The organism is Rhodococcus sp. NJ-530 (genome assembly GCF_003860625.1).
Classification (GTDB): Bacteria; Actinomycetota; Actinomycetes; order Mycobacteriales; family Mycobacteriaceae; genus Rhodococcus_F; species Rhodococcus_F qingshengii.
Genome location: NZ_CP034152.1, coordinates 2590748 through 2612588 on the forward strand (window position 1 = coordinate 2590748; position 21841 = coordinate 2612588).

General features: G+C 53.5%; 31 protein-coding genes. 26 read left to right on the forward strand and 5 right to left on the reverse strand.

Annotated elements, in window-relative coordinates:
- Positions 1-25: 25 nt before the first annotated feature.
- Entirely contained in the window at positions 26-370 is a 345-nt protein-coding gene (locus tag EHW12_RS12155) for a hypothetical protein (protein ID WP_125050756.1), read from the forward strand.
- An 85-nt stretch (positions 371-455) separates the two neighbouring features.
- On the opposite strand, the gene EHW12_RS12160 is transcribed toward EHW12_RS12155, so the two are convergent.
- Positions 456-686 (reverse strand): hypothetical protein, encoded by a 231-nt coding sequence (locus EHW12_RS12160; RefSeq protein ID WP_125050758.1) that lies wholly within the window; start codon positions 684-686, stop codon positions 456-458.
- A gap of 101 nt (positions 687-787) precedes the next feature.
- On the opposite strand from EHW12_RS12160, the gene EHW12_RS12165 reads away from it, so the two are divergent.
- On the forward strand, positions 788-1192 hold the full coding sequence (locus EHW12_RS12165) for a hypothetical protein (RefSeq protein WP_125050760.1): 405 nt from the start codon (positions 788-790) through the stop codon (positions 1190-1192).
- Here EHW12_RS12165 and EHW12_RS12170 read toward each other — a convergent pair whose 3' ends face one another.
- The 3 genes from EHW12_RS12170 to EHW12_RS34595 form a co-directional block, all read right to left on the reverse strand.
- Positions 1193-1975: a transglycosylase domain-containing protein gene (locus EHW12_RS12170; RefSeq protein WP_164490566.1), complete on the reverse strand. Its 783-nt coding sequence runs from the start codon at positions 1973-1975 to the stop codon at positions 1193-1195.
- Positions 1976-2073: 98 nt separating this feature from the next.
- Positions 2074-3191, reverse strand: a protein-coding gene (locus EHW12_RS12175; RefSeq protein ID WP_125050763.1) for an IS3 family transposase whose coding sequence is annotated in 2 segments (ribosomal slippage) — positions 2074-2915 and positions 2915-3191 — 1119 coding nt in all. Because the reading frame shifts where the segments join, the coding sequence is not laid out codon by codon here.
- 61 nt (positions 3192-3252) lie between these two features.
- Entirely contained in the window at positions 3253-3402 is a 150-nt protein-coding gene (locus tag EHW12_RS34595) for a hypothetical protein (protein ID WP_164490567.1), read from the reverse strand.
- Positions 3403-3823: 421 nt separating this feature from the next.
- On the opposite strand from EHW12_RS34595, the gene EHW12_RS12180 reads away from it, so the two are divergent.
- The 23 genes from EHW12_RS12180 (at position 3824) to EHW12_RS12290 (ending at position 20195) form a co-directional block, all read left to right on the forward strand.
- A complete protein-coding gene (locus EHW12_RS12180; protein ID WP_125050765.1) occupies positions 3824-4108 on the forward strand; it encodes a hypothetical protein in 285 nt (94 codons plus the stop codon).
- Positions 4101-4469, forward strand: a complete 369-nt coding sequence (locus tag EHW12_RS12185) for a hypothetical protein (protein WP_125050767.1) — start codon at positions 4101-4103, stop codon at positions 4467-4469. The genes EHW12_RS12180 and EHW12_RS12185 overlap by 8 nt, the downstream gene beginning before the upstream one ends.
- Entirely contained in the window at positions 4466-4837 is a 372-nt protein-coding gene (locus EHW12_RS12190; protein ID WP_125050769.1) for a YopX family protein, read from the forward strand. The genes EHW12_RS12185 and EHW12_RS12190 overlap by 4 nt, the downstream gene beginning before the upstream one ends.
- Positions 4834-5091: a hypothetical protein gene (locus tag EHW12_RS12195; protein ID WP_125050771.1), complete on the forward strand. Its 258-nt coding sequence runs from the start codon at positions 4834-4836 to the stop codon at positions 5089-5091. Before EHW12_RS12190 ends, EHW12_RS12195 begins: the two co-directional genes overlap by 4 nt.
- Complete coding sequence (locus EHW12_RS12200; protein ID WP_125050773.1) at positions 5088-5411, forward strand: hypothetical protein; 324 nt, start codon at positions 5088-5090, stop codon at positions 5409-5411. Before EHW12_RS12195 ends, EHW12_RS12200 begins: the two co-directional genes overlap by 4 nt.
- Positions 5412-5776: 365 nt before the next feature.
- Complete coding sequence (locus tag EHW12_RS12205) at positions 5777-6241, forward strand: hypothetical protein (protein WP_125050775.1); 465 nt, start codon at positions 5777-5779, stop codon at positions 6239-6241.
- On the forward strand, positions 6238-6522 hold the full coding sequence (locus tag EHW12_RS12210) for a hypothetical protein (protein ID WP_125050777.1): 285 nt from the start codon (positions 6238-6240) through the stop codon (positions 6520-6522). The genes EHW12_RS12205 and EHW12_RS12210 overlap by 4 nt, the downstream gene beginning before the upstream one ends.
- A gap of 6 nt (positions 6523-6528) precedes the next feature.
- Positions 6529-7365 carry a hypothetical protein gene (locus EHW12_RS12215; RefSeq protein WP_125050779.1) on the forward strand — a complete coding sequence of 279 codons (837 nt, stop codon included), beginning with the start codon at positions 6529-6531 and terminating at the stop codon, positions 7363-7365.
- Positions 7366-7422: 57 nt separating this feature from the next.
- The gene (locus tag EHW12_RS12220; RefSeq protein ID WP_125050781.1) at positions 7423-8139 is read left to right on the forward strand and encodes a hypothetical protein; all 717 of its coding nucleotides are present in this window, start codon (positions 7423-7425) and stop codon (positions 8137-8139) included.
- 33 nt (positions 8140-8172) lie between these two features.
- On the forward strand, positions 8173-8730 hold the full coding sequence (locus EHW12_RS12225) for a terminase small subunit (RefSeq protein WP_125050783.1): 558 nt from the start codon (positions 8173-8175) through the stop codon (positions 8728-8730).
- A complete protein-coding gene (locus EHW12_RS12230) occupies positions 8702-10102 on the forward strand; it encodes a hypothetical protein (protein WP_125050785.1) in 1401 nt (466 codons plus the stop codon). The genes EHW12_RS12225 and EHW12_RS12230 overlap by 29 nt, the downstream gene beginning before the upstream one ends.
- Positions 10103-10235: 133 nt before the next feature.
- Positions 10236-12107: a DUF935 family protein gene (locus tag EHW12_RS12235; protein WP_265155166.1), complete on the forward strand. Its 1872-nt coding sequence runs from the start codon at positions 10236-10238 to the stop codon at positions 12105-12107.
- A 118-nt stretch (positions 12108-12225) separates the two neighbouring features.
- Positions 12226-12864, forward strand: a complete 639-nt coding sequence (locus EHW12_RS12240) for a phage minor head protein (protein WP_164490568.1) — start codon at positions 12226-12228, stop codon at positions 12862-12864.
- Between the two features lie 83 nt (positions 12865-12947).
- Positions 12948-13826 (forward strand): hypothetical protein, encoded by an 879-nt coding sequence (locus tag EHW12_RS12245; RefSeq protein ID WP_125050790.1) that lies wholly within the window; start codon positions 12948-12950, stop codon positions 13824-13826.
- 66 nt (positions 13827-13892) lie between these two features.
- Complete coding sequence (locus tag EHW12_RS12250) at positions 13893-15134, forward strand: phage protease (protein WP_125050792.1); 1242 nt, start codon at positions 13893-13895, stop codon at positions 15132-15134.
- On the forward strand, positions 15135-15509 hold the full coding sequence (locus EHW12_RS12255; RefSeq protein WP_125050794.1) for a DUF2190 family protein: 375 nt from the start codon (positions 15135-15137) through the stop codon (positions 15507-15509).
- Between the two features lie 19 nt (positions 15510-15528).
- Positions 15529-16458, forward strand: coding sequence for a hypothetical protein (locus tag EHW12_RS12260; protein WP_125050796.1), 930 nt, complete (start codon positions 15529-15531; stop codon positions 16456-16458).
- Positions 16459-16476: 18 nt separating this feature from the next.
- Positions 16477-16695 (forward strand): head fiber protein, encoded by a 219-nt coding sequence (locus EHW12_RS12265; RefSeq protein WP_064444441.1) that lies wholly within the window; start codon positions 16477-16479, stop codon positions 16693-16695.
- A complete protein-coding gene (locus tag EHW12_RS12270) occupies positions 16695-17099 on the forward strand; it encodes a hypothetical protein (protein ID WP_125050798.1) in 405 nt (134 codons plus the stop codon). Before EHW12_RS12265 ends, EHW12_RS12270 begins: the two co-directional genes overlap by 1 nt.
- Before the next feature lie 97 nt (positions 17100-17196).
- The gene (locus tag EHW12_RS12275; RefSeq protein WP_125050800.1) at positions 17197-18225 is read left to right on the forward strand and encodes a DUF3644 domain-containing protein; all 1029 of its coding nucleotides are present in this window, start codon (positions 17197-17199) and stop codon (positions 18223-18225) included.
- Positions 18226-18346: 121 nt separating this feature from the next.
- Positions 18347-18805: a restriction endonuclease gene (locus EHW12_RS12280; protein ID WP_125050802.1), complete on the forward strand. Its 459-nt coding sequence runs from the start codon at positions 18347-18349 to the stop codon at positions 18803-18805.
- Positions 18806-18824: 19 nt separating this feature from the next.
- On the forward strand, positions 18825-19721 hold the full coding sequence (locus EHW12_RS12285; RefSeq protein WP_125050804.1) for a phage protein Gp36 family protein: 897 nt from the start codon (positions 18825-18827) through the stop codon (positions 19719-19721).
- A 3-nt stretch (positions 19722-19724) separates the two neighbouring features.
- Positions 19725-20195 (forward strand): phage virion morphogenesis protein, encoded by a 471-nt coding sequence (locus tag EHW12_RS12290; protein ID WP_125050806.1) that lies wholly within the window; start codon positions 19725-19727, stop codon positions 20193-20195.
- On the opposite strand, the gene EHW12_RS12295 is transcribed toward EHW12_RS12290, so the two are convergent.
- The gene (locus EHW12_RS12295) at positions 20192-21199 is read right to left on the reverse strand and encodes an IS481 family transposase (protein ID WP_125050221.1); all 1008 of its coding nucleotides are present in this window, start codon (positions 21197-21199) and stop codon (positions 20192-20194) included. The two genes, EHW12_RS12290 and EHW12_RS12295, sit on opposite strands and share 4 nt — an antisense overlap.
- A gap of 115 nt (positions 21200-21314) precedes the next feature.
- Between EHW12_RS12295 and EHW12_RS12300 the strand changes: the two genes are divergently transcribed.
- Positions 21315-21812 (forward strand): hypothetical protein, encoded by a 498-nt coding sequence (locus tag EHW12_RS12300; RefSeq protein WP_125050808.1) that lies wholly within the window; start codon positions 21315-21317, stop codon positions 21810-21812.
- Positions 21813-21841 lie beyond the last annotated feature (29 nt).

The following is a 21841-nucleotide window of genomic DNA, read 5'->3' on the forward strand; positions in this document are numbered from 1 at the left end:
GCGCAGTCTCTTTGGCCTAGTTGGGTTGATTCTGGTTGGACTTCTGATCGCTGGATTCATCTACGGTCTGGCGTACTTCCTCCACACTCAGAACCCACGGGACACGACACCGATTGCGATCCTCCAGCTCATGGGCGTCGTCGTCCTGATCTCCACAGCAGTTACCGCAATCGTCTACAACCTCCACTCGATGACACTCAACGACAGCGGCGTGACGATCAAGAACTGGGGGAGTCTGTTCTTCAGCAGCGATTCACACTGCGATTGGAATGAGATCGAAGACCTCAATGTGCAGCGCGGGGACCGTTGGCTTTCGTTGGTGGTTACGCGGAACTCACTATTCAGACAGCCTCAGCGGTGCCTCGCATGACGTTCAAATACTGCCCTCGCCCTGAGTACTGGCGCGACTACATCGACCAGCGCAGCGAGAGCACACCTGAACTAGTTCGCAACGTCTAGAGAGCGAGGGCAACACCTGAGCCGATCGCAAACACCAGGCCTACGACCATCATCTTGATGCCAAGTTGGAGTTCCGACGTTTTCGCTGCCTTCTTGTCGGCAAAGCTCTTGTCAGACTCGAACCAACCCTTCTTAGCTGGCTTGTTCAGTGACTCGAAGATGCCAGTGCCGCCAGCGAGGGTGACGAAGACACCGACAACCAAGACCACGATCAGGAGCCATTTCATGGTGAAGTCTTACCACGGCACACCGTCAGCAACGCCGGTGCCACGGGTTCTCGCGCAGTTATCTGTTACTAGTTGTTGCGGCCAATCGCCCTGTCGCGGTCGTGATTAAGCTGGTGGGACCAATCAGCGCACGGGAGTACATCATGCACCGGCTCTTTATCAGTATGGGACTCGATTCAGAGATCGGGATCTACGAGTTGTACGACCGAACGATGGCATCCGTCAGGCGTTGCTTGAGCGACCTTGGCTACTTCATCGGCCCTTCGACGCTTGAGGATCGATCCGAGCAGCTTGGTCGCGGGTTCAGTCAGTACCTCACGTTGGAACCTGAAGGACAGCTGGTTGCGACGGTCATTGAGATGGATCAGATAGTTCTCTTCGAGCTACATATCGATGCACTGGAACGGGAAGTCAACCGTGGGTTGCAGTCGATCGTCAACGATCTGATTGACACCTATGACGACATCCACGCGTCTGTACGCATCGCTGACGACGTTCGTGACTGATCATCGCGGGCCGAGTTCAGTTTCCAGTCGTTCGGCAACGCTGTCGGGCATGGTCGAGCATGAATCTTCGCCGCGATCCCCCGAGTGATCTAGAGCTGTACCCGTAATCCCCACCGTCGCAACAGCGCCCTCCCAACCACCAAGCGCAGCTATCGAGCCAGGGTTGAACCTCGCCGCTATGTCCACCTTCTCAATCGCGAGTTGATCAGCATCGGGTCCAAGGTAAATCCCGCCGTCTGCTGCACGTTCGATGTACGCGGGTCGAGGGAGCACTCCCGATAGTTGGTTGGCGTTGTACTCACTCATGAACCATGGCGGGGTGTTGAAGTAGTACCAACTCGCAGCACAGACCCCGTAAAGGCCAGGACCGAACTGTGCGTAGTTGAGGTACAGCTCCAAGATCCGCTGATCTGACATCGAGTAACTGAACTCCGTCGCCATAACTGCTTCGAGTCCCTTTCGGATTGCGCTACGTCCAGGCCAGAGGAAGATGTTCTTCACCAACTGCTGAGGGATGGTTGATCCACCTACTCCAGCATCGCCGTCCATGTATTCCCTTGCCTTAGAGGTCAAGTCGCTGATCTCAAACCCACCAGCTCGCATACCAAGACGCTGATCTTCGTGAGCGATCACTGCCGCAATCATGTATCGGCTGATGTGGTCGAGATCCACGTACTGGTAAACGATCGGGCCTTCGTCTTGCAGCATGAACGACGTTCGAGGTGGCGTGAACCATCGGTACGAGAGCGTCACCATCTCCGAAAGCGCTAGGGGAGTGAGCATTACGAGCGCAACGTACATCGTCCATCGACGCCAGCGGGGGCGATGCCTGCGGGTGGCCTGGTAGGACCCCGTTTGGTGAGCCACTCGGTATCAGAGAATCAATGCGTGTGAATGCAGCTGGCAGCGTACTCATTCGGGGTCCGGTACGCCAGTGACGAATGACGGTGTCGGTTGTTGTACTCCTCCTTCCAGTCCTCGATGACCACCCGGGCTTCGAGGAGGCTGTGGAATTCGTTCATGTTCAGACATTCGTCACGGACCCGGTTGTTGAACGATTCGATGTAGCCGTTCTTCCACGGTTGACCAGGTGGAACGTATCCGATTCCGACCTGGTCCTCGCAGAATGTCCTCAGTGCCTCGGAGATGAACTCAGGGCCGTTGTCGCACCGCAGCACTTGCGGCGGGCCGCCCCAGAGCGCGAACGCCTTCTCCAAGGCCGCGACGAGATCCTCCGCCGGGATGGACCGCTCGACGATGTTGAGCACCGACTGTCGCGTGTGCTCGTCCACCATCGAGGTAATCTTGAACTTCCGGCCGTCCGTAGTGGAATCGAACTGGAAGTCGATCGCCCACACCACCTTCGGTGCATCAGCCTCGGTGATCGGAGTGGTCGAGGCGCCAGCTCGTTTCCGGATCCTGTGGATCTTCACCCGCAGCCCTTCCTCGCGCCACAGTCGCTGAACTTTCTTCTTGTTGATCACCCAGCCAGTTGCACGCAGATCTGCCCACGCCCGCCGAAATCCCTTGCGCGCATTCGCTTTGGCCCAGTCCCGCAACCACTTCCGCAGATCGGCGTCCGGGTCGTCCGGGGTGTTCTTCGCTGATTCCTTGCGTTGGGTTGATCGTGGCTGCCCGACGACCTTGCAGGCGAAACGCTGCGAGAGCCCCATCGTTTCCTGGAGCATGACGACAGCGTTTCGTTTGGCGGTCGGGCTCAGAATTTTCCCCGAGCGATCTCCTTGAGTGCGGCCTTTTCGAGTTCGGCTTCGGCGAGGAGTTTCTTGAGTTGGGCGTTCTCGTTCTTGAGTTCCTTGAACTCTTTGGCATCGTCGGCTTTCATGCCGCCGTACTGCTTGCGCCAGTTGTAGAGCGTCGGCACTGAGACGTCGAGTTGTCGGGCGATCTCCTCGACGTCGGCGCCCTTGGCCGCGAGTTCGTCGCCGTGGCGCAGTTTTCGGATGATCTGTTCGGGCGTGTGCCGTTTGCGTCCAGCCATGAGTTGTAGCCTTTCATGCCCTTGATCAGGGCGGGAAGGATTCTCATAACCAGCGGGTCACTTAATGGGGGTCATGCCAGGCCGGCGGCTGTTCCGGCTCGTGGATTTCGTACTCGGGTTCTGGTGTATGTACCCGCTGAGACTCGGGGAGGAGATCGTCGAGGGAGAGTCCCCGTGACCTGTCGAAAGCGGTGGTGTTGGCGGTATCCATGGGTGGCCTCCCAATTCTCTGGAAAATCGCGCACGGGACAAATAGCCGAATGCGGATTTCGACCCATTTTATGCGAGATTTCGAGAAAGGGGATAGCGAGTTTCGGGGGTGGGGAATGGAGAGAATCGCGAGGTGGGGTTAGCGATTCGAAGAGGGGGTGTAGCCGTCCATCGTCTGATGGGTGAACAAGTAATCGATCTTATCTGCATACTTGCGAACGTACGGAGTAAGGGTGATCTTTGCTGTTAGGGGGATATTTAGTGAACCGTTTGTTTTAACTATCATTACGTTACTTATTTAAACACAAAGTCAAAAGAATTGCAATAGCAAAGTTGAAAACAGTGGATAAATCCGACCATTTCGCTATTGCATTTATTAGTCTTTTAGCTCATAGTTATTTGCATAGGAGAAACATGAAGATATGAATGAATTGAAATGGAAAGAAGCGGAAGAAAACTGGACGGAGTTATTCTATGCGCGAGACCCTGAAGCGGATTACAACTTCGATGACATAGTTCTATTTAATAAGGGTGAACAGTACGCGCTGTTCTTCGATAGTGGTTGTTCGTGCTATCTGCCCTTCGATACTAATCCCGGTGGAGACATATACACCAAATCTCAGCTTCTGAAGCTGATGAAGGCATGGAAAGGTGATCGCACCGAAGCGGTCATGAAGACGTGGATACTGGAAAATATCCATGGGTGAGCACCTACCAACACCCGAGTACATCAGCACCAAGTACTCCTCGCCTCGCGATGAAGTCCTGCATCACCTCTCACTAGAAGGCTGGGCCAACCAAAGCTCAGGGGACACCGCATCGACCACGGGTTACTTCGCCAGGATCAGCAACAGTGAAGCCGAACTCCAAGAGCTGGCAACCAACTTCGAGGAAGCCCTCCAGTCCGCCGGCCTCGCTGATCCGTCTGCCTTAGTCGGTCACTACCTCCTCGTTGAAACCGACGATGGCTTCGTTCACGTAGGTCAGTACAAGTCCGAGGAAGAGGTGATCGCTGACTACCAGAAGCTCGAAGCTGCTTATGAGCGCTGGGCGGGGGAGATGGCATGAGGGAGATCAAGTTTCGAGCTTGGGACAAGAGGCTCGAGGAGTGGCTAGGTGCCGATGCGTGGTTTGTCCGCTCATCCGATTCAGTCCTCGTTGTGTGGCCTGAAGTTCAAAAGGGCATGGACGTTTCAGTCCACATGGAGACATTGGCCGCTGATCGAGTCGCACTGACACAGTACGTCGGTCTCAAGGATAAGAACGGCGTGGAGATATTCGAGGGGGATATTATCCGAGGTCCAGGCCGTCTAGCTGACGAAATTGTGTTCAGAGACGGACTGTTCCAAACTGCTGGCGGCTACCGGGTTATCTATTCAGATGAAGTCATAGGCAACCGCTTCGAGAACCCAGAACTTTTGGAGGTCACCTCATGACCCCAACCCAAACCCTCCGCGCTGCAATCAAACTCGCCAACACCAACGGCTACGACAACCCTGCACTCTTCGGAACCATGGATCTCATTAACCAGTGGAACATGCCACCCCGCGCAGTACTGGGGATCTTGCTGATGAACCACGACTTCTGCAGAGCACTTTGGGGTGAGGAGTGGATGGTTCGTACCCAGACTGTCGCTGTGTCTGATGATCCGTTCGGGTATCTCGCGGGGAGTTTGGAGGATCGGGGATGAGTAAAGACAATACACAAGATGAGCTAAAATACGCACGCTGCGAACTCTGCCGCAAAGACATCAATATCACGAGCCAGAAGTTCTGTGACTACGACGAAATACCCATAGTTCTATCAGCCCAGTTGAACGAGGACAGCGAAGAGGCTGCAATCGAGTTTGCACTAAAGCACCATCAGATCAATCCAGAAGACTATTACAGAGTCAATGACGAAGAATTGCGCATGTACCAACACGACAATCAGACTGTTTCTCATAAAGATATTGACGATGAAGACGCAGCGAAGCACCATTTAGCAAGCCGATTCTGGAGTTTTCAATGAGTAACACCCCTACAGAGCCAGATTTTACGAATGAATTTTACTATTGGTTCAAGGACGACACTTTGACAGAGCTAATAAACAATAAAAACACAGTAGTATATAGATTAGAGCCTAATTTTGCTAGCACTTACAAGTATGCAGTAGTTAAGAAGATAGGCAAAAGTGAGCCTTACGCTGTGTATTTTAAGACTATTGAAAAATTACGGAAGGGGATTAAGTAATGAATAAACCGAGTAACGAGTTAAACTTCATGATTGAGTTGACCCCTGCGCTATATAATCGCATCAAGCAAGAGCTGGGCGATGAGTTCATCGACAATGTTGAACTGCACTATTCACCATATTGGAAAGATATAGAGGTTGATAATGCCTAACACCCCTACAGAGTCAGAGTTCGATAAAGAACTAGATCACATCATGGGGTGGTGTAGCGGTGAATACCACAGTCCGTGCTGGTATAAGGATAATGTCATCGATAAAGGCCTATCTGTCGAAGAGGAAGATGATTTAGTCAGAACAGCCGTCAGGCGAATGTTTGACAAATATACTCAAGCAAAGGAGTGTGAATCACTAGAAGATGTCACACGCTTCGAGGTTATCGACCATCGCCAATGTTTCTGGTGTCGTGGAAGAAAAACTGCAAACGTATTGCAAAAAAATGGAAACTACAAAGAGAAGCCATGCGATAAGTGTGGCGGCAGTGGGATGATGGGTGGTCGAGTTTACGGAGCTTTCAGTAACGCAGAGACTAGCATCATCCAGATCGAACAGAGTTTTCAAGACGATGGTAAAACATTGAAAATATTTGTGAAGGATAAGGAGAATCTATGAGTGATACCACTAGAAAAGATGATGAGCTACGCATGGAGATCATCCGTAAAACATCGACACGTATGTCTCTTAGTGACGTGGATATAGTGATGCAGATAGTCAAGCAATACGGCTTACAAGAGCGGATAGATGGACTAGATATGGTGTCTTGGCGATATGGAATATTTAGAGATACGACTCTTGGAAAACCGGTCGATACGAAAGCCGTAAGCTTAAAGGATATTGCAAAATACAAAGCTGAACTCACCGCCCTCAAAACTAAACAGGAGGTAGCTAACTAGCCCCATATGGAAAAAACTAAATCTAAACGAACATACAAGCGAGCTGAAGTCCCACCTGAGCTGCTGGAAGCTACCAACCTCGATTTACTTGACCAGATCCTCAACATGCCGGGAGAACAGGGCGACACGTACACCCGTTACGTGAACCTAAGTCTCGGCAATCAAGCGTTGCTCATGATGCAGGGTGTCGATGAGCCGGTGAACACTCTGAAGCGCTGGGGCGAGGACTATGGGCGCACCGTGAAGAAGGGCTCGAAGGCTGCCTACATCCGCCGTCCAGTCTTCAGGAAGGAAGAGAACGATCAGGGCAAGGAAGAACAGCGACTCACGGGATTCGTACTATCCAAGAGCATGATCCGTGCATCTGACACGGAGGGTGAACCACTGCCAGAGATCGAGCTACCTGAGTGGAGCGAGACTCTCGCTATGCAGAACCTCAAGGTAGAGGAGGTTCCGTTCGAAGGCCACGACGGAAATATCCAAGGGTGGTCTATCAACCGCAACTACGCGATTAACCCAATCGCTCGGTACCCGTTCAAGACGAAGATCCACGAGTGGAGTCACATCGAAGCGGGACACACTGTTCCCGGGGCTCATGCCGACTATCTGCAGCACCGTGGCGAGCGTGAGTTTGAGGCTGAAGGCAGCGCGTACATTGTCCTGAATCATCTTGGGGCGCTTGCACTTTTCAACGCTGCCGAGAGTCGCCACTATGTGCAGACCTGGATGAAGAATCAGGAACCATCACCCGAATCTGCCGGCCGAGTCATACGAGTAGCGGAGAAGATCATCAAGGCTGGTCGCCATACGCCTGAATCTGCACCTCAACCTACCGAAGCCTAACCAAAAAGCGATCCGTGATGTCGTTCATTCGAACAGACGACATACAAACTCTTTCAGATGTGGGATCATCGACTTTCGTCCGTCTGGAAGAGGGGTAAGTTTGTGCGTAATCGAATCGCTACCATTACAGTCCTGCTCAGCGCCGGTGCCTTATTGATGGCGGGGTGTTCTTCGAATTCTACCGAAACGACACACCAGGAATCGGGCGGTAGCGTGGATGAGTGTGCGACATACAGCGGCGAAAATCTGTCGATTGAGGAACTTCAAGCGCTTGCACGTGAGAAAGCGGGTCAAGAGTTTGATCAGCTTCAGGTCTTCGGACTGCCTCAAACGCAGAGTCGGGGAAACGCGATTGAGACTGCGATCCAGAGCATCAACCCTCCTGCGTCGGTCGTTGAAGCAGCGCCGTCAGGATCGTTCGCTGCATATACAGTTTGGTACTGCACTGATCGAAAAGATCTAATGAGAGAAATGTTGGGTTCAGGTGTTGCTCAATCTTCTGAGAACTACTCTGACGAGCTATTAGCTGACTTGAAATCGCGCCCCGGCTATGAGAATGCGGATGTTCAAGGGTGGGCCTTGGAAATGAAGAGAATTAGTGCGAATTACCCTGTCCTCAGTGTTGCGGGCGGATTGGCAACTTGTGGAGTCGTCCAGATGGGCGGTGGTTCGGTCGAAGAATCAGCATCTATTCCAGGTGTCGCTGGTCTTGGTGATGCTGCGATGGAGGAAACACGTGGGACGGTACGAATCCTTTGCCCTCAGTACTCGTGACTTAATCAACCAAATGTCATAAACTAGTCTCATATGGAAGAACAAACCCCTCAAGAAGAAAAGAACAAAGGTGGGCGACCACTCAAGTTCAAGTCGGTAGAAGAATTGTCTCAGAAGATCGAGGCCTATTTCGGTAACTGCGACTCGCACCTCTCGACCCGATCGATCTTCGTCAAACGCGTTGATGGCACTCAGTACGTCGAGCAAGAGCAGTACTTCACTGATCGCGAGCCGTACACGGTGAACGGGCTGGCCTACGCCCTCGAAACGACACGGGATGTACTGAACGACTACGAGTCCGGGATGCACGACCTCAAAGCTGAGGATGTTGACGAGTCTGGGGCGACGTTTTCCTCCACTGTAAAAGGGGCGAAGCGTCGAATCGCGGCTGATGTCGAGCGCCGTCTTATGAAGGGTGAGACCCCTGCTGCGGCGGGGATCTTCTGGTTGAAGAACAACGATGGTTGGCGAGACAGGCATGACTACGACCACACCTCTGGCGGAAAGCGCTTCGAGGCACCTGCTGTCTACATGAGCACTATCGCTCCACGAGATCCTGAGGATGCTCCAGCTCAAACCCAAACAGATTGAGGTCGTCCAGGCCGTTAATGATTCAACGGTAGATACGTTGATTCTTATCGGGTCAGTCGGTGTCGGGAAGACGGACGTGTCGGCCCACGTAGTCCTCTCGATCGCGCTCCAGTTCCCTAAGACCTACTGGCCTGTCTTCCGTCAAAACATAAGCACTGCAATCAAAACCATCATCCCGTCGTATCTAGAGATGGCTGACAAGATGGGCCTCGTCGAGAACGAAGACTTCACCTACAACCAGCAAGCCAAGACAATCACCTTCCCGAACAAGTCGGTGGTCGTGTTTGTCGAAGCTGATCCAACCAAGGACCGCGGCGGCAAGAAGATCAAGGGAATCAACGCCAGCGGCAACCACATCGATGAGGCCGACGAACTTGAGTACGAGATGTTCATCCAGGCGACCTCACGTAAAGGGCGTCGCAACGAGGCTGGTCAGCCCTCGATCTCCATTGTGACGATGAACCCGAACGACGGGTGGGCGAAGGAGCTGTACTACGACCGCTGGAAGGCGGGGACACTCCCGACGAACATCCGGGTGATTGAGTTCGACCTTTCTGACAGCTGGTTGTCAGCGCGTGACATCGCAGCCCTGATGACAAACCCCGACTGGTGGGTTCAGCGCTACATGATGAACAACTGGAATTTCAGCGATGAATCGACCTCGCTGTTCAAGTCCCGACATTGGGCTGCATCACTCACTGACAAGCTTGAAGCGACGGATCTACGCGTGGCCGGCTACGACGTGGCCCGCAGCGGAACTGATCGATCGGTGAGGGCGCTCGTCTACGGTACGACGATTGCCGACATCTTGATCACGAAGGACAAAACGGAGCAGATCGACACCTCAGTCCAGGCAGACATGCTGGTGGAAGACACAAGTGAGTTCGAGTACGGACTCGACAACATGGCAGTCGATGCGGTGGGTCTGGGTGTTGGTGTGGTGGATGCGCTCGCTAAGCAGGGCTATCACGTCCACGAGTACATGAGCGGCGCAAAGCCAGATCCAAACGTGATGCTCAGTGCCGAGGATTCCATGCCCGTCAACTTCGACAACCTCCGCTCTCAGATGATCTACCTCTACGCCCGTGGGGTGGAGTTGGGAATCATCAAGCACTACAGCGGATGTCCATATGTCAGGGAGTTGCAGAAAGAAGCGATGATCCACAACTTCGAGATCACCGACAAGGTTCTGAAGGTGGAGAGCAAGGACAAGATCAAGAAACGACTGGGATCAAGCCCGGATCTTCTCGACGCTGTGATCATGGCACTTTACGTTGCGTTGCGTCCGGTCCAAGCGTTCCCCAACCAGGGAGATAGTGACCGAAACGCAAGTGCCCCAATCACTTCGGGCTTGTTCGGCTCATCGTTCTGATTTACATTGAAGGTAGATGGCAAAAGGCACTTCCAAGAAGAATCCACTAGAACTCGGGGACTCTGGCGTTCAGATCTTGAACGGCATCATTACTGGTGACGAGTATCGACCCGAGCTTCGTGGCCGTGCTTTGATGCGAACGATCGAAGAGATGCGCCGTGGTGACGCCACTGTTCATGCGGGCTTGATGGCGGTGAAGATGCCGATCGTTGCCGCCGAGTGGAGCGTTGAATCTGGGGGAGAGGACGAGCAGGACACCGCTGCCGCTGAACTCATCGACTACAACTTCAATCAGGTGCTCAACTGGAAAGCGGTTCTCACCGAGGCTCTGACCATGCTGGACTTCGGTTTCTCTGTGTTCGAACTCGTCTTTGACTGGGCGAACGTCAACGGCGTGGATCGTGTGGTGTTGGTGAAGATCGCCTACCGCAAACAGACGACGATCGAGAAGTGGACGCAAGAGGACGGCACTCCAGGGATCGTGCAGCGCAAAGCAGATGGCACTGCGGTTTCAATCCCCGATGACAAGCTCCTAGTGCTCACTCACCAACAAGAGGGCGACAACTGGCAGGGTGTCTCGATCCTGCGTTCGGCTTACCAGAACTGGTACTACAAGAAGACCTTCTACCAAATCGATGCGGTCAAGCATGAGCGTCAGGCTCTAGGCGTCGTGAAGATCAAGTATCCGAAGGGCGCTACGCCTGTGATGCGCGAAGAAGCGAAGGCAGCAGCACAGAACGTGCGAGCAAACGAACGTGCCTACATCGAGGAACCGGACGGCTGGGATATCAACTTCATGGACATGATGGCCAGTACGACAGCTGATCCGAAGGAATCAATCTCCCACCACGATCGCCAGATCCTCAAGAACATGGCAGTTCAGTACATCGACATTGGTTCAGCTGGATCAAGTGGCTCGTACTCTGCATCGACTGATCAACGCCGGCTACTCGAGCTTCAAGACCAGGCGATCGCTTCACAGATAGCTGCTCGGATCAACGACAAGGTGGTCAAGGCCATCGTCGACATGAACTTCAACGTCACCGACTACCCGAAGTGGAAGGTCGGCCAGATCGGCCAAGAGAACGTCCAGGAACTTACCGAGGCAGTGGCGAAGATGACGAGCTCGAAACTACTTACCCCAACTGACCAGGACGAAGAGCACGTCCGCAAGGTACTGCGCTTCCCTGACATGCCGGAAGACATCAAGGATCTGCCGCGGGAACAGGTGAAGCCGGAGTCCAAGGTCGAGCCAGAGCAACCTGAGAAGACAGACATCAAGGAAGAAGAGCCTGCGACCAAGCAGCTCGAAGCAAGTACGAAATCCAAAGTGCGCCAGATCAATGCACAGGTAAGTGCTCGGGACTTCCCTGGTTTGCATGAAGGACTTGGAATCGAAACTGATAAACTCGGCTGCATCATGCTCGACACTGAAACTGTCGATGTTCTCAAGCACGTTGAGGGAGGCGAGTCGGACCTCGTTGAATCTACGACGGAGCACGATCACGCTATGGGAGCTGTGGCCGAGACCGAGCCTCATGTGACGTTGCTGTTCGGCTTACTCAAGAACGGGAACGTGTGGAAGGACGAAGTCGATACCGTGCTCGATGGGTGGAAGATGGATACCGTCACGATCAGTGAGGTCGGGTTCTTCGATCTCAAGGACAAGTTCGCGATCGTGGCACACATTGAGACCACACCTGAATTACTCGACGGCCATGATCGACTGACTCTGTTGCCTCACGTTCAGACCTTCAGTGAATACAAGCCTCACATGACGTTGGCCTACGTCGCGTACGACCAGGCAATCGCCGATAAGTGGGTGGATGCACTTGGGGCACAGTACAACGGTGCGACTCTCAAAGCTAAGGGGGTCAACTACGGTGATCTGCCAACTGACGACGAAGATACCGACAAGAAGATCGAGGCATCACTGATCTCAACGGCACGGAAGTTCAAGGACGCAGTAATGGACAAACTCTATGGATCGCGCAACGCTGCTTAGAGTCAAATCTGAACTGACGCAATCGATCCGAGCAAGTGAAGACTGGCAACCCAGCTACAAGGCTCATCCTGAGACGTTCAAAGCGCTTCTATTGCACGAAGCGGAAATAGAGCAAGCCGTGGCCGAATATCTCGCTGGCCTGGCTCAGAGAGCGCCACAGTACGTTGATTGGTCACTCGTTCCTGAACCCGTCAAAGCTGCTGCCAGCCCACTCGCCAACAAAGACGACGACTTGTGGAGGGCCGAAGAGTTCGATCTGACGAAGGCCGTCATCGATGCGATCACCATGCTTACCACCACGGGAGCTCAGGCCGGCGAACTGGCATCGGGGATCTACATCGGAGTTTCGTCACTGTCACAAACCGTGCTCGTAGCCGCCCGTGAACAGGTAGCGACACTCGTGAGCCAGGTGACGGAGACGAATCGCAAACTCATCCGAGAAGCAATCAAACAGTCGATCGCCAGGGGAGAAGATGTCGCTGGGACCATCGAACGCATCAAGACTGTCGTGAACAACCCTGTGCGAGCCGAGATGATCGCGCAGACGGAAAGCGTCAACGCGTATCAAACGGGGCTGAAGAACTTCGCTGTGGAGACCGGCGCGAAGACGAAGACGTGGGAATCGCTGGAGGGTGCATGCACTGCATGCAAGCCGTTGGATGGCGAAGTAGTCGAGATTGGGGAGAAGTTCAGCAACGGGAGTGATCGGCCAGCTGCTCATCCACGATGCCGCTGCGGTGTGTACTACCAGTACTGAGGTGTCACTCAAACAGATGATACCGAAGGGTCGATTTGTGCGATAAGGTCCAAGCTCCATATCTCTCATTGAGGAGCCGAGCCGTGCCCGAACAGACTGACGGTAACTTCGAAGAATCGCGGGGTCAGTCGACTCCGAAAGCTCAGACCTCTACGGGGAAGACAGTGGCAATCACCCTAGGCGCAGTCCTGGTGGCTGGAATGCTCATCTTTGGTGGCGGGATTCTCTACAGTAAGAGTCAAGTAGATGAACTGAAGGAAGCGATCGAGTCTTCCGATGCGCCGAGAGTAACCGCTGATCTCGGTGAAGATGCGGCTCCAGCTCTCATAGGCGACTACAACGGAGATGGGATCGTAACAAGCGAAGAATACGATATGATGCCTCCTTCAGTCTACAAGGATCTTGATCAAAAAATAAGAATTGAAGATACCGCAGAGAACTTAAATAAATACCTTCCCGACGCATGGGAATCTCTACAAGGATATCTGACCTCAGAAGAGGCTTCGATACTCAGCATCCCAAACACTAACCTCCCTAGAAATAACTGGTCAGATCAAGACTATTTAAACAACTACACGATCTCTCTTTATCTTGTGTCCGCCCAAGGTAATACACAAGAGCAAATCAACGAAGGTAGACGAGCACTATCAGTAGTGATCGATCCCTCAAACTCAGGGTTTAGTACAACAACAGAGATGATAGGGCAAGTCAATTCAATAAAGAACGTGTATGAAGCACTCCCTTCTGAATACACTGATCGTGAGCTTGAAGATGGTACGTTAATATCTAGTAATGGTCGAGTTGAAGCAAACGGTGGAAGAATCGTCAAAGCAAGAGATGTCAATACCGATGAAATTAGTTATATGGTTTTCGTAAATCACAATAACTCAAAGGGAGATATAGTCTCACCGCTCGAAGGTATGTACAGCTCATCCTCTCTGCTGAAGCAATCTGTTAAGTAGGCGGGGGTGGTTACGATTGGCTTGGTGTATTGACAATTCTCTCCACCTGCCTGATATTAACGACATATGGCAAAAGGTTTCCACAACTTAGTAAAAATCAAAGCTGATTCAACAGGTCAGGCACCAAAGACGATCGAGCTACTTCGCACGGGCGAGTGGCACACCCCATGGCACGGTGATTTCGAGATCACCAAACAGGATCTTCAACAGTTCGCAGCCAACGTACAGGCGGGCGTCGGACTGGTTGCAGACGATCCAAAAGTTCCTCTCAACTACGCCCACGCATCGTATGACAAAGCTGCGGGCTGGATTTCGCATGTCTACGTCAGTGATGACGGCGAGGCATTGCTCGGAGATCCCGAGTGGACACCCGCAGCAGTAGAAGCGATCAAGGCTGGCGAATGGAAGTACATCTCGCCAGAGTTCAACCCACGCGATTGGCCGTGGGAAGACCCGGAAGAGGAGTACCACTTCGTCAACAACGTACTGACGGGTGCCGCCCTCACCAACATCCCACTTTTCAAGAAACTGAAACCGATCACAGCCTCGCGCATCAAGCCTGAGAAGGCAATCAGAGCGAGCGCTGCCGGTGACGGTGATAAACATAATCAAGGAGAACCTATGGATCTAAAGGAGATTCGAGCAAAACAAGTTGCTGACCTTACTGAGGAAGAGAAAACATTCCTGAGCGAGAATAAAGCAGACCTCACAGCGGAAGAGCTGACAACCTTCGGACTCGAAAAGACTGATGACGAAGCGGCAAATGCCGACGCAGCAAAAGAAGCTGCCGACAAGGTAGCCGCTGAGCAAGCGGAAGCAGATGCGAAGGCTGCTGCAGAACAAGCAGAGAAGGACAAGATCGAAGCAAGCCGCAACGGTGGTGTCTCAATCACTGCCGACCGTCTAGCAAAGCTTGAAGCTGATGCTCAAGCTGGCCGTGAAGCACGACAACAACTCGATCAGCGTGACGCTGAAGAGATCGTAGATCGCAGCATCAAAGCTGGTCAGATCAAGAGCGGCGACAAGACTCGCTGGACGAATCAGCTTCTCGCATCACGTGGAGACGACCGCAAGAACCTCGAAGAGCTTCTAGCCGGCCTTCCTAAGAACGAGATCGATGGCAGGGAACTTGGCGATGCAGGCCGCACTGTCTCAGTTGAGGCAAGCACCGAAGTCCACAACCGTGTCGTCAAGATCCAGGCAGATGCACGTGCAGCAGGAGGCAGTGTTGCTTACTCGACGGCACGCAAGCAAGTGCTCGATGCAGACGCGAATCTAAAAGAACAATTGAAAGAGGAGGAGAAATAGATGTCATACCAACCAGGTGACCGATACACGGCAGTCGCAGGTGCAGACCTGACAGGCAAGCGATACCACATCGCAAAACTCGATTCTAACGGCGAAGTAGTTCTAGCAGCAGCGGCAACAGACAACATCCTTGGTGTTCTCGATAACGAGGTCAAAAAGGGTGGAGTTGCCGAGGTGGTCCTAGCGAACGGTCAAGGCACATTCAAGGTTAAAGCTGCGAACGCAGTAATTGCCAAGGATGCATTCATTACAACTGATGCAAGCGGTAAGGCAGTTGCCACTACCACTGCAGGCAGCCGGGTCATCGGTCGCGCAGTACGCGCAGGTGTAGCGAACGAGGTGATCGAATACGTAAAACATAACGAAAAGTACTAAGAAAGGCTGACAACTTAATATGGCAAATCAACCACTATATGTAGACCAAGCTCTGACAAATGTCAGCACCGCGTGGCTCAATAACGATCGCGATTTCATCTCGGACATAATCTTCCCTGAAGTGCTCGTCTCGCAACCAACTTTTGAAGTAGCTGCCTACGGCAAAGACGCCACTCGCGTTCCAAATAGCTCAGTTCGTACGGGCGAAGCTCTCGCGAAACGTGTAAGCCTTAACCGTAGCGTCAACACACTCGGGCCTCTTCAGGAGCATGCACTCAGCGACTTCGTCACGAAGATGGACTACAAGCTCTCCAAAGAGCTGTTCGAGCCTGAGGCAGATGCAGTCGAGAACATTCACCAGAAACTGGCATTGATCGATGAGAAATCGCTTGCAACTCAGCTCGCTGACACATCAGTGATCACACAGAACACTACTCTTAGTGGAGCAAGTCAGTGGAATGACGCGAACTCAACTCCGTTCCAGGACATAGCAACCGGTTCAGTGACAGCAGGATTCAAGCAGTACAACACTCTCTTCATGGGGTCAGAGGCATTCAGCGCATTGATGTTGCACCCTGAACTACTTGATCGCATCAAGTGGAGCCAGACAGGTGTACTTACTGAGGAAGCGATTCTTACTCTTTTCCGGCCATTCGGCATCGAGCGCATCGTCGTCGGTCGTGCGAAAAACGATGTTGCCAAGGAAGGCACAGGCTCAAGCTCATTCCAGAGCGTATGGGGCAAGAACGCATGGCTTGGATACGTGACCAATCGTCCAGCTCGCAAAGAGCTCAACGGTGGTTACAAGTTCCGACTCGAAGAAGGTCGCGAAGTAACACGTGAAGTGAAAGCAAACCCATCAGGAACCGAGATCGTTGTGAGCGACTACTACGACCACATCATCATGAACCCTGAAGCTTTCTACCTTCTAAAAAACGTAGTGGCTTAGTCCGAAGGAATTATTGACATGGTAAGAATAGAACCAGGATTCAAAGGAGCGAAACTCGTTGGCGCGGTGGTAGACACCGCTGCCAACCCAGTGCCAGCGGCAACCGCTACGGTAGTCGGGGGAGTGAAGAAGGGGGCGGCCGTCGCACCTATCACTCCCGCTGCTGACGGCACGGCCGCAGGGACAGCGCTCAACGCACTCATTGCCTCGTTGAAGGCTGCGGGAGTAATCGCGTAATGGCACAAGTAACACTCATCAGCGCGGTTAAGCACGATAGCAAAAACTACAAACCAGGGGACACGTTCGAAGGCGACAAGAAGATCGTTGACGAACTGATCCGAGCTGGCGCAGCACACGATCCAAGCACAGTAGTCGAGCAGACTTCGGCAACCGAAACAGCCGAAGATGAAGCGAAAACCATTGTGGCAGAGGCTCGGAAAGACGCGGACAAGATCAAGTCTGACGCCGAAGATAAAGCGAAAACCATCATCGGGAAAGCGGAGGAAGCAGCAGGCCTGAAGATCAAGGAAGCCGAGAAAGCGCTCGCTGACGCCAAGATCGAAGCTGAGAAGCTCGTCAAAGACGCTCAGGACGCCGCTAAGAAGGCTCCAGACACAAAGACCAACACATCTGCGAAGTAGAAGCTACGACTCAGTAGAACGCACGAGGCCGCCTGAGAGGGCGGTCTTTCTGTAGGTGGCAAACAGGTATGTCGGATGATAGTGGCATACTCAGCCGATGGCTCCTAGACCACGATGGTGGCACGCATTGCAGGCCTCGAAGAATGAGGTGCGATTGGCAGTTGACCTGTATAACCGCTCAGGTCAGGAGCGACAGCTAGAAGCATTCATTGTGCACATGTCGATGGGATGGCTCAAGTTGCTGCAGGCTCATTTCGAAAAGTCTGGCAAGGAGATCTTGATCCGGGACCACCGCGGTTGGCGTGTGAAGCATGAAGACGGGGGCTACAAGCATCGATCGTTGCGGTCGCTGATGGACGAGTTCTTCGATGAAAATGATCCGCGAAAGGCAAACATCGACTTCTTTGTCGGACTGCGGAATCAGGTTGAGCATCGTCATGAGAAGAACATCGCCGCCCTGGTAGCTGGACGTACTCAGGCTTACCTACTGAACTACGAGAATGCGCTGATCGAGTTATTCGGGCAGGCCGAGGGCATCGCCGCAGAATTGAGATTTCCGCTCTTCGTATCTTCGATCACCGATGATGCAGTCGAGACGCTGAAAAAGGTTCGATCGCTGGTCCCGAACGGAGTACTTGAGTGGGTCCAGGACTTTGACACTGATCTCGAACCAGAGATCCGGTCTGACCAGAGCTATGACTTCCGCGTCTATCTCATTCCATACACAGGATCAAAGACAGACGCGGACGCTGCCATGACTTTCGTACGTTCAGACGAACTCACCGATGACCAAAACAAATTACTTCATCAAGTACAGACTTTGATACGGGAGAAAAGGATACCTGTCTCTGATCTCGACACCCTACTTCCCGGGCAGGTCGTGGAGAAGGTCGCGGCAAGGTTGAGCGTTCCATTTACGACGCACATTCACACCCAGGCATGGAAGTACTTCGGTGTCAGGCCAGTCTCAAATGCCGATGATCCATACAAGACAAAAGCTGACTTCTGCAGGTACAACGAAACTTTCGCACAGTATGTCTACACGCAGGCGTGGGTTGACTACCTCGTACGGAAGCTCTCCGACGACGATATCTACACAGAGATTCGAAATCGCAAAGCCACTTGACTGGCGTCTGGCAGAGTGAAAGCTACTGCTAGCAGCGGGGCGCAGAATCTTCCCTTCAACTACGCCCCGCTGCGACAGCGACGATAGCATCAATCGAACGTGTGTGCGAACATGGAACTAGATGCAGTACATCACCACCCCTCACCAGGCTGAACTTAATGCAGCGGACAAGATGAAGTCCTGGGGCTTCACTGATGCGGTCGCAACTACTGGGGGAGCAGATGGTGGGATCGACGTCCGATCGTCACGGGCGCTGGCGCAGGTGAAGTGGAAGGGCGGCGCTGCGGGTAGGCCTGAGATGCAGCAGCTCTACGGGGCGCGGGGGACTGATATCAAGAAGGCGTTGTTCTTCTTTGCAGCGTCGAGTTACAGCAAAGCTGCGGTCGAATATGCCGATGAAGTGGAGATCGGGCTGTTCACCTACGACCCGGTTGGTGAGATGACAGCAGTAAACGCACTCGCAGCGACGGTGTTGAAGCAGCCGAAGGTGGCGGTGATGGCTCCTGGGATGGATCTCTGGCTAATTGCTGCGCTGATCTTCGTTACGATCGTCTTATTGATATTCATTTTCACAATCTGATGTATATTCAGAAGAGAATATGAGTACGACACTTCAAACAGATTCATTCAGCCGCAACAACATCCGTGAACGGACGTCACTAGTCGAGGGTATTCCTGAGGGCGCGACTGCGATCAAGGTGGCGAGTACTCAAGGGTATGAGGCTGGATCGATCATCTTCGTAGGTGAGCTGTCACGCGAGCAGTGTGAGAAGGCCGTGGTTGAGTCTCTTGCCGACGACATGACTATCTCACTGGCTTCTCCGCTCAAGTACCCACACGCGGCGTTTGCTGATGTCACAGGCGTACTTGGCGACCTGGTTCACTTCTACCGAGCGGCCAACGTGGATGGAAAAGTGCCGGCCGATGACCAGTTCACCGTTCTCGCTACACGTGCGATCGATCCTGATCAACCATCGACGTACATGACTGACACCTCCGGTGGTTCCGACTTCTGGTATCGGAGCACCTATTTCAACGCGACTACGAACGAGGAGACTGCGCTCGATGGCAGCGAAGCTCGGCGCGGCCAGGACTGGGGCAATTACTGCTCACTCGATGAGATTCGTGCCGAGGCAGGCTTCACGAGTGCCTTCAATCTGAACGACAGCCTGATCTTCCAGCATCGACGATCGGCGCAGAGCGAGATCAATACCGCACTTGGATCTGTCTACACAGTGCCATTCAAGCCTGTCCCTGAAATTATCCGCACACTGACAATCAAGCTCGCTGCAGGGATGCTCCTGCAATCGGCTTACGGTGAGCGATCCTCACAGGCCAGTCTCAAGCTAAAAGAAGCACGCGACCAGATCAAAGCAATGCAGGATCGAGATCAGACCATCTCAGACGAGGACGGTCATTCGATTGCTGGTGGCGGGATCACTAGCTGGCCAGGTGAAGACCAGCCACGAGCGTTCCATATGGGTGATCGGTTCTAGCTGATGGCGGGATCTGTTGTCCGCGTCAAAATTTCGGGCGACAAGGATGTCGTCAAGATGCTCAACGATGTCGGGTTAGAACTCAAAGACATGCAACCCGCGATGAAGGATGTCGGTAAGTACCTCAAAGGTCTGTACTCGGGTGAGGTCTTTGCTTCCAGGGGAGGGATTATTGGCGAGAGCTGGCCGCGCCTGAGTACGAAGTATGCAGCGTGGAAGGCCAAGAGGTTTCCCGGTCGCCCCGTCTTGGTTCGAACGGGGCTGATGCAGAGGTCGTTCAGCTACGCAGCGCAGCCATTGCAGGTTGAGATCAGCAACAAGGCCGCGCACTTCCGGTACCACCAGAGCGATGAACCACGCACGATCATGCCGTACCGACCGATGATGAAGGTCGAGGATGCTCAGTACAACGAGATCGTGGAAATCATCAACGCTCGACTCGAAGCAACTATCAAGGCGAAGGGAGGAATCTAGCTGTATGAGGCACGGACGTTAGTTACGCGGTGCCGGCGGTAAGCGGCAGGCGGTCGTCCTCCGCGTGCTGAATGCGGTCGGTGATAATTATAGTGAATGTTCCACACCTCGACGGCAGTGCGCCGCTCGGCTTCGCTGATGTATTCGCGGGAGTACAGCAGTTCTTCGGCGAGGATGCGGTTGTAGCGCTCCACTTTCCCATTGTGTTTCGGCGTGTACGGCTTGATCCGGTAGTGCCGCGCTTCCCGCAGTGAAGCAGTGAAATCTGCTGCCCGATAGCATGATCCGTTGTCGGTGATCACGCGCTCGATCCGGGTGATGCCGTGCGCCGCGAAGAAGAGTCGGGCGTTGTTCATGAAATCGATGGCTGTCGCGGCAGTTTCGTTGTCTCTGGCCTCGGTGTACGCCAAACGGGTGTTGCCATCGATCGCGGAATGCAAATAGGTGTAGCCGACGCGGCCCTGCTTGTTCTTCGTTTTCCGACGTTGTGATCGTTTGGCCTGCTCGGAACCTCGCCCGTGGACGCGCCAACCTCCGCCGTCAGGGATGCGGCCGACCTTCTTCACGTCGACGTGCACCATCTGACCAGGCCGTTTCGCGGCGATGACCTGGGGTTTGCGGTTCGTTTCGCCGTTCGGGTCGATGAACCGGCGGCGATTGAGACCAAGATCCCGCAGGAGTTTCGTGACCGTCCGGCGAGCGATGACCGTTCCGTCCATTCGGAGTTCGAACGTGATGCGCGCGGCCGACCATTTCCGGGTCCGGCGCATCGCTTCGATCTCGGCCACGATCTCTGCGGCGGTGGCGGTGGGTTGATGGTTCGGTGCGCTGGATCTGTCTTGTAATCCCAGTTCACCGTATTTGCGGTACCGGTTGACCCACGTGGAGGCGCATTGTCGGGAGATGCCCATTTCGGCGGCGACGTGGGCGATCGGACGAGTGCGGCACCGCTCGATGAGTCGTCGTCTTCCCTCCACAGTCAGCGGAGCATTACGGTGTGTCACAGGGCTGGTCCCTTTGCTGTTGATGGTCTGTTTCGCAACTTCCATCCTGCCGCGAAGGGCCAGCCCGTCTACTTCAATCCAGCGTCAGCAACGTCCATACCCACAACATCTAGCCATGTACGAGGAAACAACACAACGGATCGTCAACCTAATGAAGGAGACCTTCGTCGGTGGTCCCTTCGTAGAGTTCTACGACGGAGACCCCGATGAGATCCCGGCATTCAACTTGCCGTGCATCGTGGTTGACCAGACCAACGACAACACTGCTCGTGCTACGTGGGGTGAGGACGACATCACTGACAGCATCATCATCAAGGTCATCTTCAACAAGGCAGACGACTGGACTGCCGACGTAAATCCAAATGACCTGACATCGAGGAAGATTCGCCAGATCATCGCAGCGCGTGATCCCAAGACCGGGCGCTACATGCCGAACACGGTCAAACATGCGATCCGATACTTCGCTACCAAGGGGCTGACAGCCGTAGCGAGTGACATGGAAATCGAGTACGGCATGGTCCCGCGTGTGAACGGCGACAAGGGGATCATTACTCAGGAAGGTTGGGTGAAATTCTCGGTCCAGTATGTCGCGGAAGTCGTTGAGGCGCAATAGCTATTCTTTTAAATGGCCGAATGCAATAT

Coding starts and splice junctions, on each gene's coding strand:
- EHW12_RS12185 (WP_125050767.1), top strand. CDS start 4,101: ATGGGTGAGCACCTACCAACACCCGAGTACATCAGCACCAAGTACTCC.
- EHW12_RS12190 (WP_125050769.1), top strand. CDS start 4,466: ATGAGGGAGATCAAGTTTCGAGCTTGGGACAAGAGGCTCGAGGAGTGG.
- EHW12_RS12195 (WP_125050771.1), top strand. CDS start 4,834: ATGACCCCAACCCAAACCCTCCGCGCTGCAATCAAACTCGCCAACACC.
- EHW12_RS12300 (WP_125050808.1), top strand. CDS start 21,315: ATGTACGAGGAAACAACACAACGGATCGTCAACCTAATGAAGGAGACC.
- EHW12_RS12290 (WP_125050806.1), top strand. CDS start 19,725: ATGGCGGGATCTGTTGTCCGCGTCAAAATTTCGGGCGACAAGGATGTC.
- EHW12_RS12215 (WP_125050779.1), top strand. CDS start 6,529: ATGGAAAAAACTAAATCTAAACGAACATACAAGCGAGCTGAAGTCCCA.
- EHW12_RS12280 (WP_125050802.1), top strand. CDS start 18,347: ATGCAGTACATCACCACCCCTCACCAGGCTGAACTTAATGCAGCGGAC.
- EHW12_RS12180 (WP_125050765.1), top strand. CDS start 3,824: ATGAATGAATTGAAATGGAAAGAAGCGGAAGAAAACTGGACGGAGTTA.
- EHW12_RS12255 (WP_125050794.1), top strand. CDS start 15,135: ATGTCATACCAACCAGGTGACCGATACACGGCAGTCGCAGGTGCAGAC.
- EHW12_RS12270 (WP_125050798.1), top strand. CDS start 16,695: ATGGCACAAGTAACACTCATCAGCGCGGTTAAGCACGATAGCAAAAAC.
- EHW12_RS12210 (WP_125050777.1), top strand. CDS start 6,238: ATGAGTGATACCACTAGAAAAGATGATGAGCTACGCATGGAGATCATC.
- EHW12_RS12260 (WP_125050796.1), top strand. CDS start 15,529: ATGGCAAATCAACCACTATATGTAGACCAAGCTCTGACAAATGTCAGC.
- EHW12_RS12200 (WP_125050773.1), top strand. CDS start 5,088: ATGAGTAAAGACAATACACAAGATGAGCTAAAATACGCACGCTGCGAA.
- EHW12_RS12235 (WP_265155166.1), top strand. CDS start 10,236: ATGCGAACGATCGAAGAGATGCGCCGTGGTGACGCCACTGTTCATGCG.
- EHW12_RS12170 (WP_164490566.1), bottom strand. CDS start 1,975: ATGCTCACTCCCCTAGCGCTTTCGGAGATGGTGACGCTCTCGTACCGA.
- EHW12_RS12275 (WP_125050800.1), top strand. CDS start 17,197: ATGGCTCCTAGACCACGATGGTGGCACGCATTGCAGGCCTCGAAGAAT.
- EHW12_RS12225 (WP_125050783.1), top strand. CDS start 8,173: ATGGAAGAACAAACCCCTCAAGAAGAAAAGAACAAAGGTGGGCGACCA.
- EHW12_RS12230 (WP_125050785.1), top strand. CDS start 8,702: ATGCTCCAGCTCAAACCCAAACAGATTGAGGTCGTCCAGGCCGTTAAT.
- EHW12_RS12250 (WP_125050792.1), top strand. CDS start 13,893: ATGGCAAAAGGTTTCCACAACTTAGTAAAAATCAAAGCTGATTCAACA.
- EHW12_RS12265 (WP_064444441.1), top strand. CDS start 16,477: ATGGTAAGAATAGAACCAGGATTCAAAGGAGCGAAACTCGTTGGCGCG.
- EHW12_RS12205 (WP_125050775.1), top strand. CDS start 5,777: ATGCCTAACACCCCTACAGAGTCAGAGTTCGATAAAGAACTAGATCAC.
- EHW12_RS34595 (WP_164490567.1), bottom strand. CDS start 3,402: ATGGATACCGCCAACACCACCGCTTTCGACAGGTCACGGGGACTCTCC.
- EHW12_RS12220 (WP_125050781.1), top strand. CDS start 7,423: ATGTGGGATCATCGACTTTCGTCCGTCTGGAAGAGGGGTAAGTTTGTG.
- EHW12_RS12285 (WP_125050804.1), top strand. CDS start 18,825: ATGAGTACGACACTTCAAACAGATTCATTCAGCCGCAACAACATCCGT.
- EHW12_RS12160 (WP_125050758.1), bottom strand. CDS start 686: ATGAAATGGCTCCTGATCGTGGTCTTGGTTGTCGGTGTCTTCGTCACC.